Below are 13,867 nucleotides of genomic sequence, written 5' to 3'. Positions count from 1 at the left end.
AATTATAAGAATTATTAGCTTAATGTGACAAGGGAATGATGATACATTATTCTGATCTACTTAATGATGAAAGCACTAGGGTATCTGACCTTATCTACTATTTAAATGAATTAATCACCATTTCCGTTATGATATAAATTAATAAGCAAAGCTTTAGGTACAAGATTGTCTGAAAATTGTCTAGTGACAAGAATACCTACGATAATAATATTGGTGTAGATGAGGTGACCAAGAGAACTAACAGATTATTAAATGACTTCAAAGAAAATTATGTAAGAAACAATAACAATGATTTTGTTAATGATGCAATTACAAATATGGTTGTATGTTGTAAGACTTACGAAAAAATATTTGAAGGATTTATTATCGTTTCACAAATTAATAAAATGCCTCAAGAATTAATAGAAGGATTTGTTAAATGGTCAACTGGTCAGTTAGAAGATCTAAGAGAAAGAATACAAGAAATCGAAAAGAAGAGAGATATGCGTTAAGCAATATAAAGTCCAATTTTTTTGTAGTATCGAATAAGTTAAATTCAGGCATTTGGTCATTAACATTGAATATTAGTGTCTTTGAGTGACCGTGTGGAATCTTCAACTATTAAAGACTATATCGAGGTGTCAAAACCACGGATTGTAATAGTATTGGTTATTACTGCAGTCACTTCGATGCTCGCAGCTACAAGATTCGATGGCACTCCCAATTCGGCATGGGATATTTCGATATTGAAATTATTCTTTTTGATAGTGTGTGGATCGCTTTCTTCAATGGGCGCTAGTGCAATCAATCAATTTTATGATAAAAATATTGATAACTTGATGGTAAGAACTTCCAAACGGCCAATTCCGTCGGGAAGGCTAAAGGCAAATAATGTCTTAATTTACGGGCTGGCCTTGTGTGTTGCAGCAGTGATTTTGGCTTGGCTAACATTGAATCCCATGGCAACTTTCATGATAGCACTTGGCATCTTTTTTTATGTAGTGATTTATACGTTACTACTAAAAAGGAGGAACGTATGGAATATAGTAATAGGAGGATTTGCGGGCAGTGCTGCGGCCATGGCTGGTTGGGCTACAACCACTAATAGCATTGACCTGCTTGGATTCCTAGTAGGGTGGATAGTTTTCATGTGGACCCCACCTCATTTTTGGTGTTTAGCTATTAAAACGAGAGAAGAATATTCAAAGGCCAACATACCTATGCTTCCAGTAGTTTACGGAGACAAAGTAACTGCAAAATATATTTTCACAAACTCTCTAATACTTATACCATATTCGATCTCATTGTATTTCTTTGGGTTAGGTATTTTGTATCTCGTTGTAGCAATTGTTTCAGGCACACTCATGACTATATACCATTATAAATTACTGCAGAACCCTAACCCGGATTTTGCATGGAAGGCTTACAAGGTAACTGCACCATATCTAGTCATAATATTCATAGCAATTGCGCTTGATTCTTTATGGTATTTCAGATTTTAAGTGGCATTTATTTCCAGGAATATACTGATTAAATTAATTTGCTATTTCAATTCGCTTCTTATCTTTAGTAACCCAAGTAACGCGAATGAGACCATAAATCTCCAAATCAAGCAAAACTTTATTTAGTTCATCATCTGGGATGTCAATATCATCTTTAGACAGAGAATTGACAAGATCTTGATCGGTAGTGATACCTCCTAGTTGTTTTATTCTCTCATATATAACATTTCTAATAGGATAGTTCATCAAGACTATTCAATCGCCAGTTCATATTATAGGTTTAGATAAAGAATTGTATGCAGAAGAGGCTCACCCATAAAAAATCTTATCATGAAATTTTGGGATCGCAGTGGTCAACTTTTTTTCGATGGATGAATACCAATTGTGAACATCGTTAGTTATCGACGGCTTTAATGTGTTTAAGGCCTCTTCGAAATCATTATTGAATATCATGTCGGAATTCTTATGGATCGCATTTATTGCGGCTATGCGACATAGAGCAACCAAATCTGCTCCACTAAATCCCTTTGTAAGTGAAGAAATCTTTGTCAAGTCAACATCAGAGGAAATAGGCATTGATGACGTGATTTTCAACAATATATCATAGCGCGATAGTTCATCTGGCGGATTTACAAAAATTATAAGATCAAATCTGCCAGGTCTCAACAAGGATGTATCCAGTAAGTCTGGTCTACTTGTAATCCCAATAACGATAACCCCAAAATTTCCGGAGTCATCCATCTCTGACAATATCTGGGATAAAACCCGCTCATTACCAGACACATCATCAAACGTCCTTGGTCTACCAAGAGAATCCAATTCATCGAATACCACTATACAAGGAGATGAAGAACGTGCCTTCCTGAATATTTCACGTATTGCTTTCTCTGATTCACCAACCCATTTTGATAAAACTTCCGGTCCTCTAACAAATATCATATTCATTGAACCTTCATTTGCAAAGGATTTTGCTAGTAATGTTTTTCCGCAGCCTGATGGACCAAATATAAGGGCTCCCTTGGCAGGTTTTATTCCCATTTTCAAGAATTTTTCAGGTGATATTATTGGTGATAGTAGATTTTCTTTTAAAAGACTTTTTTCCTTTACCAAACCTCCAACTTCATCCCATGTAATACTAGTTGGTTCTACATAAAACTCTCTCAAGGCAGTGGGAATGATCTCCTTCATTGCATTTAGAAAATCATTATGATTTATACGAATACTATTTAGGATCTCTGCGGGCACCTGATTCTGATTTTCGAGGTCGAAATCCGTAAGCGTTCGTCGAATGGATTTCATTGCTGCCTCCCTAGAAAGGGCTTTAATATCAGCCCCTGTATAGCCATTAAGTAATTTTGATAGATCTCTCAATTGCACATCTGGATCAAGAGGCATTTCATGAGTGTGAATCTTCAATATTTCGTATCTTCCGTCCACGTTGTGGATCCCTATTTCGATTTCTCTATCAAACCTGCCTGGTCTCCTAAGTGCAGGATCCAAACTATCTGGTCTATTTGTAGCTCCTAAAACGACCACGTTACCACGATCAGACATGCCATCCATTAGAGCCAATAATTGTGCTACTACCCTCTTTTCAACATCTCCAAAAGTATCTTCCCTTTTTGGCGCTATAGCATCAATCTCATCTATAAAAATAATACTGGGCGCAGATTCTTTGGCCTTTTGAAATATTTCTCTTAGTTTACTTTCAGTTTCGCCATAATACTTGTTTACTATCTCTGGCCCATTGATTATGAAAAAGTTCGCCTTTGACTCAGCTGCCAAGGCCTTTGCAATTAGCGTCTTACCACAACCAGGTGGACCAAAAAGTAGAATTCCTTTATGAGGTTCGATACCTATTTTAGAAAAGACTTCTGGATGTCGTAGAGGCAATTCTACAATTTCTCGAAGTCGTGTTATCTGATTTTTCAATCCTCCAATCTGCTCATATGTCACATGATGACCGGTATGGTATGATTTTTCAGTTCCAATTTTTATTACGATTTTAGTGGATTTTGTAATTCTAACTACCTCCCTTGGAACTGTATTTTGGACTTTAAATTCCAATGAGGTTCCTAAAAAGTTAAGGAGGAACTGCTCCCCCTTAGTTACAGGATATCCATCGAATCGATTATTTAAATAAAGAATAAACTCATCAGAGAAATTCTTTGAGGTATTACAAGCAAGTATTATTTTCTCAGCATCTTTAGGGTCCGATTTCTTTACAATCACATAGTCATTTAAACTCACACCAGCATTCTGCCTAGTTTGACCATCAATGTGAATATAGCTATTCTTCTTATTTTTATCTTCAAAACTATAAGCAGATACGGCTGCTATCTTTTTACCTGCGATTTCGATCACATCACCATCTCTAATCCCAAGTTTGACCATTGTATGGCTATCTAGGATGGCTTTCTTCTTGCCTACATCCTTGATCCTGCATTCAGCCACCTTCATCTTAACGGCATTCGTCTTGCGTAGACTAGAATTAGACTTGTCTTTTTTTTTCAATTGAACCCCAAAAACATATGGTTTAATCTATTTCATTTTGACTGACTGTCTGCTGATATTGATAACTTGCATTTCTCCAGCGCCATCAACTTTCTTGATTGAATCTTCTAACTTTTCCATTTCTCCCTCCGCATCATCTAACAAAAAGTCACCAATTAGTGCGTTTAATCCAAAAGCAATGGGTTCCTTTGCATGTGCCTTTAACTCCATCCCTGGAGGAACATTTTTTTTCAAATGGTCAGCCAATACCTCAATATCAGTTTCGGAATCAGCGGGCAATATTTTTATTCTTGCGACTAGTCTTGCCATGTTATCTACGGCCCCTCGAATCCACAACCAACGCACTTATAAGGCCTTGCAAATTCTCTGCAACTCTGGCATCTCCATATAATGACATATCCGCAATTCGGGCAATAAAATCTAACACAGGCATCATTAGGCATGATTGGCCTATTACAAGAAGTGCAAACAGGTAATTGTAACTGCTTAGACATAATTCCTAAAAAGTTAGAAACCGCATTTATATCTTGCTTAAATCCTTTATTATTTTTCTGTACTCATTACCCATGAACGCGTAAAGCAGGTTCAATGTAGTCTTGGTGTTCAAAAATTGCTTAAGCGAAAACGAATGAAAGTCAAAATCACCGGTATCTGAAATCTTATCAAGAGTGTTGCCTGAAATGTCTGAAAAAATCTTATCAAGGGATTTGTTATCTAACCTTTCAAGAAGTTTTCTTAACAAAAGTAGTCTATCAAATTCTTTGCCAAATCTGGCCAACCATTTTAGCTCATATTTAGGTAAGTATTTAGTTTCCTCACCTTCAGAATGAGAAAGTGCAATAGCTCGGCCAGCATAAATTCCACCCATACCACCAGTGAAAATCCCTCCCGCAGTAGTCGGTTTAGTCTGTCCTGCAGCATCTCCTACAAGTACACCAGTACCTGTGCAAAATGGCTTCACGTATCCATTGATCCATATGGGTGCATAGATTTTTCTAATTATTGAGTACGGCTTACCACGTCTTTTCAAAAAGGATTCTAACAATACATTTGGATTGATATTCCTACCTGCTACTCCAACTTTTCCTTTACCTTCTCCCGTAGGGATAATCCAAGCAAAAAAGCCAGGATAAAGTTCTGCATCAAAGATCACTTCAATAGTATCTTTTTGAATCCATGGAGAATAAACTTCGTACTGACCAGATGGTATAATGTGCCTTAATCCCCTATTAACTAGGGTACCAACTCCTCTAGCATCGACAAAGTATTTGCTCCTGTAAATATCACCCCCCTTGACCTTGACTTTAAATAAATTGTTCTCATAAACTGTAGAAATGATTGATCTGCTGGTATTGATTTCTGCTCCATGTGCCTGAGCTTGAAAGGCGATTTCTTTGTCAAATGACCGGCGGTCAATAACAATTACCTTTTGGTTGGCAGAGTTTACTTCCAAAGAGTTTTCTTTTGTTCTAATGATCGCTCTTCTTATTTCATTATCAATTGTCTTTATCCTTGGGATTATTCCAAGCCCTTCTAGTCCCTTTTGGCTAACGACCCCACCGCAGTGTTCTGGAGTACCTATTTCATGGTCTTCCTCTAATACTAGGACTTTCATTCCTCTCGAAGCCATTTCCCTGGCTGCGAAGAGTCCAGAAACGCTGCCACCTCCAACAATTGCATCAAATGAGTTGGATTCAAGTAATGTTGTCAAGCGAATAAAGTTAATTAAGCAAATATTTATTTTAATTACTTTACTAAGATGGTATATAACATGTACTCTAATTGATTTTTAACACATCAATTCCAGGCATTTCATCTCCTGCTAAGAACCTTAATGAAGCACCTCCTCCTGTTGATACATGTGTTACTTCCTTTTCTGAAACACCTGAAACTTTCATCAGCTTCTAAAGTATCACCTCCTCCAATCAATGTCTTCACGCCTCTCCAATAAGCTAGTGCCATGCTGACTGCTACACTTTTTGTCCCATTTGAAAATATTTCCTTTTCAAAATAACCCATTGGGCCGTTCCAAAAAATAGTCCCCAAGCCGTTGTTATGTATTTCATAGCTAAATTTTTGAATTGTCTTGTCGCCGATATCGTAACCTCTCATATTCTTGGGTATTTCATCCTGAACAATTTGATAAGTATCACTTTGTTCAGAGACCGCCACTTTATGATCTAGCGGGAGGATTATCTTGTCACTATGGGCAGCTAGCGCTCTAGTTACCCAAGGTAAGTAATCTTCTTCAATTATCGATTCTCCTACCGAATGCCCTTTCGCCTTTAAGAAAGTATATGAAGCTGCTCCTCCAATTAGAACCTTGTCTGCCTTGGGTAGCAGGTGATCCAGCGCTCCTATCTTATCCTTAATTTTTACTCCCCCTATTACTAAAGTAAAGGGGTTTGTAGGTCTCTCCCTTAGCAGTGATAAATACTCAAGTTCCTGAGCGAGATTAAATCCTGCAATTCTAGTATCAAAAAATTTTGCGATACCATACGTAGAAGAATGTTTTCTATGAGAGGTGCTGAAAGCATCATTTACATATACGTCTGCAAACGATGAAAGAGTCTCTGAAAATTTTGCATCATTTTTTTCTTCCTCGTGGTAAAATCTTAAATTCTCAAGTAATAATACTTCCCCATTTTTCAAATCATTTACCATTTTTTGGGTACTAATTCCTATACAATCATCTGAAAAGGTAACTCTAGCATTAAATGATGACAAAATTTCGGTTAGTTTTAGTGATACTGGTCGGAGAGAGTATCGAATATCCTTGCCTTGAGGTCTATCCAAATGAGAAGCAAGTATAACTTTGGCTCCTCTTTTGACCAAATATTCAATTGTAGGGATTGCAGATCTTATCCTATAGTCTTCACTTACTATATTGTCTTGTACTTTGACATTAAAATCAACTCGAACAAATATTTTCTTATTGAGATAAAATTTATCATCGAAATCTGTAATAAACTTAATCTGTCCCACAAATTAGTTGAATTTTCTTCGTTATAAAATATTTGTTGTTTATTCATACCTTATTATAATTAATACTTGGGGGATCTCGATATTCAAGAAATCTATGGTAATTTAGATCCGATTCATAAGCTTCTTACGTAAACAAGCCCTCACTTATCATCTATCAATAATTACTTCTAGGATTAAACCAAACATCCGAGCTGTCAGACTTTAATAATTGCTGTAGATGTATGGTATTCTTCCCGCGAGGATTAGCTATTGTGTTAATTAATGAAAATTTTTTGCGAATTGAAAAATTAGTTATTGAAGGATACTTACTTTTTATACTAATTTTTTGTTACTTGAGAGGAGTAATCTTTGTAAAAGTAGGACAGCCTACCTTGCTAGATGCTACTTTAAAGGCCCTTTTAGCGAGTTCCAAATTTTCCTTAGTTACGTATGCCTCATAAATTGTCTTTCCTCGTTCCACTCTTGCAGCTAAGCCAGTTGCCTTACCAAAGGCCCTTCTCATACCTTCCTGCAATCTGTCAGCCCCAGCCGTAGCAATCATCTTATTCTCCCGTAGGAGGACATGAGGATAAACTCTCAATCTAGCGAAAAAGCTCATATCTCCAGCTTGTGCTAAGGTTTTGTTGGCTGCTAATCTCGCTGCCTCAAGTGAATTGTGTCGTATTTGTATACGCTCCGTTACAGTAAGCTCAAGTAAATAATCATAGTCAGCTTTTGCCTGACCAGAGGCAAATCTGGCAATCTTAATCTGAGGCTTTCCAGCTATATATTCACGCCTTACATAAGGCATACCTCTAATTTCTCTATAGTTTACTCCTTTCATTATTAATTCACTATATAATGATTAAATGTGGCTGTTGGCAGTGATTTATGTGTTATGCCCACCACTAAAACTGAAGTTTCTGAAGAAAAAGAAGATGTCAGTCATAGTCCTATTAAAGATAATATAACAAATCAGATGGAAAATCTTACTGAAGGTCAAAAGGACTTTGAAAAGACTGACTCATTGGAAAATCTCACGGATTCAAATTTTCTGGTAGAAGCTAATTATTTTGGCAAAGAAGGAAAAATTGTAATTCAACAGCAAAAGTATCAGGACCAGCTCAGAAATAAAGGATTTGGTGAAAACTTTAATAAAGAATTTTTGCTCAGCAATCTTGAAGCACTATTCCTACTTCAAAGTAACAAAATAAGAATATTAAACAAAACCGAGGAGTTCGATTTTTCGAGCTTTATGAAAACCTTGATTAAGAAGGACAAGAAATTGCTTACCAAGTATCTTGTTTATCGAGATTTGAGAAGTAAAGGATATGTAGTTAAGGATGGTTTTGGATTTGGAACTGATTTTAGAGTTTATGAAAGAGGTGAATTTAATAAAAAAACTTCTAAATACGTGGCAATTGGGCTCAACGAAGGGGCCACAATCAGTGCAACAACTTTCGCAAATATGATTGAAGAGGTAGAAAATATGGGTAAAGGTGCTGTGATAGCTGTGGTAGAAAGAAGAGGAGAAGTTATCTATTACAAAACATCCAAAATGAACTTCTCAGAGAACAGGAAATCAAAGAAAAGAGATAACAATGATACATGACATAAGAATATAATTCGCTAAATATATAGAACAAGTAAAAATGCCCAAAGATAGCGATATTTCAAATTTAAATAATAGGAATTTATGTGATGAAATATTCACAATCGATGGTAATATCAGGTTTGTAGGTTTAGTAAACAGAGAGGGCGAAGTAATAGAAGGAGGTTTCAGAAAAGGGATAGAGCCTTTACTCAATCAAAACGAGGAACAGGAGATGTACTTACAATCTCTTTCTAATATCAACTTCTTTCAGTCATTTTCAGAAAAGTTCGGACCCGTGGATTATTTGGTAATACGGCAAGAAAAAATTACCATGATGACTTTCCCATTTCATGAGAAGATTTTGTGTATATCGACATCATCTAAGTCAGATTTGGATAGGATCAGGGATGAAACAGTAGACCGTCTAAAAAACAACAAAAACCATCAATAAAGTATTAAATAAAGTATTATAACAATATCTTTACAGATGGAAAGAGTAGTTTGCGAAATATGTTTTCATAAAGGTAGTAAAGCCGAGTTTGAAAAAAGTAGTGATTACTGTATTGAATGTATGTGCGATCATGCTATGTGTCCGAAATGCAAAAAGCCATATCATGCTGCAACCATAACAGAATAATTATGCCAAAGAACCGTTATGTTCATATTAAAATATATTGATAGTCGCGTATTTAGTCATGTTACAAAACGATGATGAGTAAGATAGTCCCCCTATTAGGTTAAAAATAACCAATATGAAGAGAATAAACCGGACTGCCGAGTTTTGTAACAATAATGCGTTGAAATTCCTGATTTTTAATAACGCAGGTATATGAAATTATCCAATTTTGGATACTTTAAACTAAATGTTTATACATCATGGAAAATGATGATGTAAAATGGAAATATAAAATTTTCAAAATAGTTAGTAGTATATTATAATATTTATGCAGAATATTATAATATTTATATAGTCAGGAAGTGTATTAGGAAATATAGCCCATGTATAATGAAACGTCATGCAGAATGTGTGGGTGGGAATTGTTAGCTTTACTCAGGTGCAATTTTTGCGAGGAAACCAATTCATGGATTTGTGAAAAATGTGGCAAAACTATTCAGCGATTTCATACACACAACCTTCAACATCTTTCCACAATGACTAGTGTGAATACAATCAGAACAATCTAACAATTCAATGAAAAAGCAACGTCATGAGTGTAGTTTGGCTAATACTTGATACTTTTCGTTCTTTCTTTACCTTATAAATAAAAATGATTTGCGCTGCGAAGAGGAGTCTCGATTGAATATTTGGGTTACCAATTTTGAAAGACAAAAGTATTTATTTAATCTCACGGAACTAGTTATGATTAGAAATAGGTAAGCGCAAAGTCTTAAATGAAGCTCATTTAAAAGAACTAGTCATGCCCCAGGAAGGGGAGTTATTCGGGCGAGTTATTAAATTAGTGGGCGGAGACAATATTATTGTAAAGAGTTCTGACGGGAAGATAAGAACATGTAGAATTAGAGGTAAGATTAAGCGAAGGATGTGGATTCGTGATAATGATTTGGTATTGATAGCCCCTTGGGATTTTCAATCAGATAAGGCCGATATTATATGGCGATACATCAGTGCACATGCTGACAAATTGGAGCAAGAAGGACACCTTGAAGGACTAAATAGGTAAGATTAAATCCTACTGATAAAAATGTACCCCGCCACTGACCCACAATCGAATCATAGTTAGCCTTACACTTTGTGTAAAACTCATCGTGCACTCTCTGACGGGGTTAAACAAACTGAGATTCCCGGATATATATCAGTTAACCTAGAGTTATGAATTTCATTTGTTTATACAAAAACCTGACAATACAATCATACGAGATGATCGTAACCCATAATAGAGCTCCAGATTACTGGTAATAAAAAAAGTTCCTGTTTTATATAAATAAATTATCTTCAGATAATGTGGTCAAAACAACCTCTCTACCCGAATCTTGTTTGTTATTAGTTTCATAATCGGAATTAAAAAAAGCGACGTTCATTTAAGCCCAGTATTTGTATAACACGAGATATATCAATTTCAAACAAACTGACCAAAGTCTTCATATTAAAATTTTCTAAAACTTGAGGATGCACCTCTCCAATGTGTCCAATACGTTTAGAAGTCAACAAGATTTGGGCAGAATGTCCGTCAAGATAAAACTGGGTCCTATCTCTAGGAGTACTAACAGGCAAGTCAAAACAATATCGAAAGACAGATTCTAGTTTTGACTTTATTTCAGAGTAATCAGTATTATCATGAGCTATAGACACACACAGCGACCAATTTTCTCGAACTGAATTTGCTTCGGTTCTAAATATTTTTCCAATCTCAAATAGTTTTTGTGGATATTTTTCATGAATATTAATGGATAACGTGTTAATCATAGACGGAATTAAGCTGGGTCGCAAAATTTCAAATTCAGAATTTTTTGAATCTCCCAACCAAATCAGCTCAGCGTTTGAATCCTTTGCATGGACTAGTGCATCATCCAGTATTCGCTTAGAAATAATACTAGGGTTTACGATTTCAAGAAATCCAAGACCTACCAAGACCTCGCTAATCTTGTCAAAAACAAGCGATTGTATATTCTTCTTTCCGCCAAAATATTCCGAAGGTGTATCCGGCTGTAGATTATTAATCCCATAGCCAATTGCAACCTCCTCCAAAACATCATTTGCTTCGAACATGTCAATTCTATAACTTGGTGCAAAACATTTTACAAAACCTGTGTTGTTAACTATTCCATCACATCGACATTTCCGGAGACTTTCAATTACTTTTCTAGGGGTTAAACACAGCCCCAATAACTTGTTTATTTGATCTATTTCTGCCTCAATGGTTATGGGTTCGAGATTTGGAGATACAACAACGCCTTCGAATGGAGAATGAATGTCCAATGAAAACAAATCAAATCCCATATCGGCAAGTTCATATGAAAAGATCGACAGCATTTCCCTTGCGGATTTGGAATTTGTACCAGTGACTTCTACAAACAAATTTCGTGTATCAGTATCTACTCTTGTTTTCGCTCCGTTAATTATTGGTGGAACCGAAACTACAAAATCGCTGTCATCTTTCAAAACCGGTGCAGATTCACGATCGCCAATAAGATGACCATAACTCCGACCTATGTTTGTATCACATAATATTTGTTCTACGGTTAATTCTACTTGGCTATCTAGCGGAAAAAATTTTCTCGTCCGGGGTGCAAGTACATAATGCAAAGGAAATGTCAACGCGTCATAATTATGGATACCGATGGATGATTTTTTTCTTCTTCTACCTAACCCGTTGTGCAGATCTTCTTGCATTGCAATCAATTGAGTCAACTCAACATCATCGAGATGTACATTTCTCTTCGCTACAAGTCCGTAAATCATTGGCCTACTATCTGCCAAATTCTTATCCACAAAAATGGAATCCCCTGATGAGCGAATTTCTCTGATGCGAGGCAACCCCAATTCTTCTCCTAAAATACCTTTTAAGCCCCTTATTATGCCATTTTCAGAGGCATAATCGGGCCTATTGGGATTAAACTCGATCTTAATGATGCCATTACGTTCATCGATGGCCTCGATATCGAGACCCAAGAAGGGGATATCCTCGGTTAACTTCTCTATGGAAGAACGAGGAAAATGGCGGGTCAACGAGCTAATCCTTACATTCACAACTGGCATTTAGGTACACTCTTAAGCCAACTCAAATTATTTGAGTACAATTCTCTAATATCATCCAAACCAAAACGCAACATTGCTAATCTTTCAAAGCCACCACCCCACGCAAGCACCGGGTTTTTGATTCCCAGTGGTTTTGTTACCTCTGTTCGAAATATCCCCATACCAAATAACTCTATCCATTTATTGAGCTTTTCATTGTAAACCATAGACTGAAGGGAAGGCTCAGTATATGGAAAAAATGTTGGCCAAAATTTTATCTTCTTGATCCCCAATCTTGAATAAAATTCACTTTGAATACCAATGAGTTGTCTTAGAGTAGCATTACTACTAGTATAAATGCCTTCGACTTGATGAAACTCGACTAAATGTTTGAATGTGACTTTTTCATTTCTAAATACCCTGCCGACCAAAAATACCTTTTCTTTATCTGGTGATTTTTCCCAAAGATGTTGAAGCGTAACAGGAGTAGTGTGTGTTCTAAGAACAATGGTTTTGGCATCTTTTATATTCCATTTGTAATTCCAATTAGACTCATGTATTTCGGAAACTACATCGACCAATTTACTTTCTGGTTCTAATGTCGAATAAAGCCCAGATTTGGAACTCAAATAAAATGTATCCTGCATTTCTCTGGCGGAATGATCCTGAGGAATGAATAAGGCATCAAAGTTCCAAAAAGAGGTTTGAGAGAGGTTGCCTTCAATTTCACTAAATCCCATACTTGTCAAAATCTCCTTTACCTCATCTATAAAATCAATTAATGGATTTTTTTTACCAAAATTACTTAACGGCAAAGGTGCCTCGACATCGAGTTGTTCGAAATTGAGTTTTTTCCACTCATGTGAGGTTAGCATTTCCTTATCCAGCTTTCTCGCAAATTTTAGACTAGCGTGTAACATTTCGTTTATCTGCTCCGCATTTTCTTTCAAAAGTCTATATTTTTTCTCACTTTGCTTCTCAATGGTCAAAATATTTGTTCTCCGCACCAAGTCATCATAGGCGATTTTGTCTTCGCCACTAAGTGAGGATGCGTGGATAAATTTTTCAGTTTTTAACCTTTTAATTAGATTTTCCGCCCTCGATGGTAATTCTGCACCTGGAAGAACTCTGACTTTATCTTTTTCAATAATGATCCAATTATTATTTTTTGAATGACGGATGGCTCCGTAGGCTTCCTTCTCATTATTTTGAAATGTTTCGCTCTTGATGACATCTGTAAGTTTATTTTTCCCGTCTTTAACAATATTTACAAGTTTCCTTTCTGGTAAAAGACACTCCGAATTTTCAAGCATTTGAGAATGCAAGGAAACCTTTGTATCAGATGAGTTTGATATTTGAATTAAATTCTTGTACCTTAGCCATTCTATTCCTCGCCTAAGTTGATCCAAGGTTAATCCAGAATCATTAGCCAAATTGATTTCGCTAATCCAATCCGTTTTTTCTTTCAGAATGAGAAGTATTCTTTTCTCGATAGGATGTAAAGAGGAGATTGAGTGATTTTTATCGTTTCTAACTTCATTGCTCTTGCCATCTTCTAAATCATCTTTGTGCAATATTAATAAAAAAAATTAAGAGTGAATGTATTTTTAAACGTTT

14 protein-coding genes are annotated in these 13,867 nt (G+C 36.0%); 5 read left to right on the top strand and 9 right to left on the bottom strand.

The window, feature by feature from the left end; genetic code table 11:
* Positions 1-176 precede the first annotated feature (176 nt).
* Positions 177-491, top strand: coding sequence for a hypothetical protein (locus tag ACMT7R_RS04455; RefSeq protein ID WP_415310264.1), 315 nt, complete (start codon positions 177-179; stop codon positions 489-491).
* 75 nt (positions 492-566) lie between these two features.
* On the top strand, positions 567-1,481 hold the full coding sequence (gene cyoE, locus ACMT7R_RS04450) for a heme o synthase (RefSeq protein ID WP_415310263.1): 915 nt from the start codon (positions 567-569) through the stop codon (positions 1,479-1,481).
* A gap of 33 nt (positions 1,482-1,514) precedes the next feature.
* On the opposite strand, the gene ACMT7R_RS04445 is transcribed toward cyoE, so the two are convergent.
* The 7 genes from ACMT7R_RS04445 to ACMT7R_RS04415 all read right to left on the bottom strand — a co-directional run bounded on the left by ACMT7R_RS04445 (position 1,515) and on the right by ACMT7R_RS04415 (position 7,803).
* The gene (locus ACMT7R_RS04445) at positions 1,515-1,730 is read right to left on the bottom strand and encodes a hypothetical protein (protein ID WP_415310262.1); all 216 of its coding nucleotides are present in this window, start codon (positions 1,728-1,730) and stop codon (positions 1,515-1,517) included.
* Between the two features lie 60 nt (positions 1,731-1,790).
* Entirely contained in the window at positions 1,791-3,941 is a 2,151-nt protein-coding gene (locus ACMT7R_RS04440; RefSeq protein ID WP_415310572.1) for a CDC48 family AAA ATPase, read from the bottom strand.
* An 81-nt stretch (positions 3,942-4,022) separates the two neighbouring features.
* Positions 4,023-4,340, bottom strand: coding sequence for an elongation factor 1-beta (locus tag ACMT7R_RS04435; protein ID WP_415310260.1), 318 nt, complete (start codon positions 4,338-4,340; stop codon positions 4,023-4,025).
* Positions 4,310-4,489, bottom strand: coding sequence for a zinc finger domain-containing protein (locus ACMT7R_RS04430; protein ID WP_134482821.1), 180 nt, complete (start codon positions 4,487-4,489; stop codon positions 4,310-4,312). Before ACMT7R_RS04430 ends, ACMT7R_RS04435 begins: the two co-directional genes overlap by 31 nt.
* A gap of 26 nt (positions 4,490-4,515) precedes the next feature.
* Positions 4,516-5,706, bottom strand: coding sequence for an NAD(P)/FAD-dependent oxidoreductase (locus tag ACMT7R_RS04425; RefSeq protein WP_415310258.1), 1,191 nt, complete (start codon positions 5,704-5,706; stop codon positions 4,516-4,518).
* 101 nt (positions 5,707-5,807) lie between these two features.
* Complete coding sequence (locus ACMT7R_RS04420; RefSeq protein WP_415310256.1) at positions 5,808-6,980, bottom strand: phosphoglycerate kinase; 1,173 nt, start codon at positions 6,978-6,980, stop codon at positions 5,808-5,810.
* Between the two features lie 328 nt (positions 6,981-7,308).
* Complete coding sequence (locus ACMT7R_RS04415) at positions 7,309-7,803, bottom strand: 50S ribosomal protein L16 (RefSeq protein WP_415310254.1); 495 nt, start codon at positions 7,801-7,803, stop codon at positions 7,309-7,311.
* Positions 7,804-7,857: 54 nt separating this feature from the next.
* On the opposite strand from ACMT7R_RS04415, the gene endA reads away from it, so the two are divergent.
* From endA to ACMT7R_RS04400, 3 genes are all read left to right on the top strand, one after another.
* The gene (endA, locus tag ACMT7R_RS04410) at positions 7,858-8,571 is read left to right on the top strand and encodes a tRNA-intron lyase (protein ID WP_415310253.1); all 714 of its coding nucleotides are present in this window, start codon (positions 7,858-7,860) and stop codon (positions 8,569-8,571) included.
* A gap of 40 nt (positions 8,572-8,611) precedes the next feature.
* On the top strand, positions 8,612-9,004 hold the full coding sequence (locus ACMT7R_RS04405) for a DUF6659 family protein (RefSeq protein WP_415310252.1): 393 nt from the start codon (positions 8,612-8,614) through the stop codon (positions 9,002-9,004).
* Positions 9,005-9,923: 919 nt separating this feature from the next.
* A complete protein-coding gene (locus ACMT7R_RS04400) occupies positions 9,924-10,235 on the top strand; it encodes a translation initiation factor eIF-1A (protein ID WP_134482826.1) in 312 nt (103 codons plus the stop codon).
* A gap of 338 nt (positions 10,236-10,573) precedes the next feature.
* On the opposite strand, the gene pheT is transcribed toward ACMT7R_RS04400, so the two are convergent.
* The gene (gene pheT / locus ACMT7R_RS04395) at positions 10,574-12,271 is read right to left on the bottom strand and encodes a phenylalanine--tRNA ligase subunit beta (protein WP_415310250.1); all 1,698 of its coding nucleotides are present in this window, start codon (positions 12,269-12,271) and stop codon (positions 10,574-10,576) included.
* Entirely contained in the window at positions 12,259-13,824 is a 1,566-nt protein-coding gene (locus ACMT7R_RS04390) for a phenylalanine--tRNA ligase subunit alpha (RefSeq protein WP_415310249.1), read from the bottom strand. The genes pheT and ACMT7R_RS04390 overlap by 13 nt, the downstream gene beginning before the upstream one ends.
* Between the last annotated feature and the right edge of the window lie 43 nt (positions 13,825-13,867).

Source organism: Candidatus Nitrosocosmicus sp. FF01 (genome assembly GCF_047711275.1).
GTDB lineage: Archaea > Thermoproteota > Nitrososphaeria > Nitrososphaerales > Nitrososphaeraceae > Nitrosocosmicus.
This window is presented reverse-complemented; position numbering and strand designations above follow the sequence as displayed.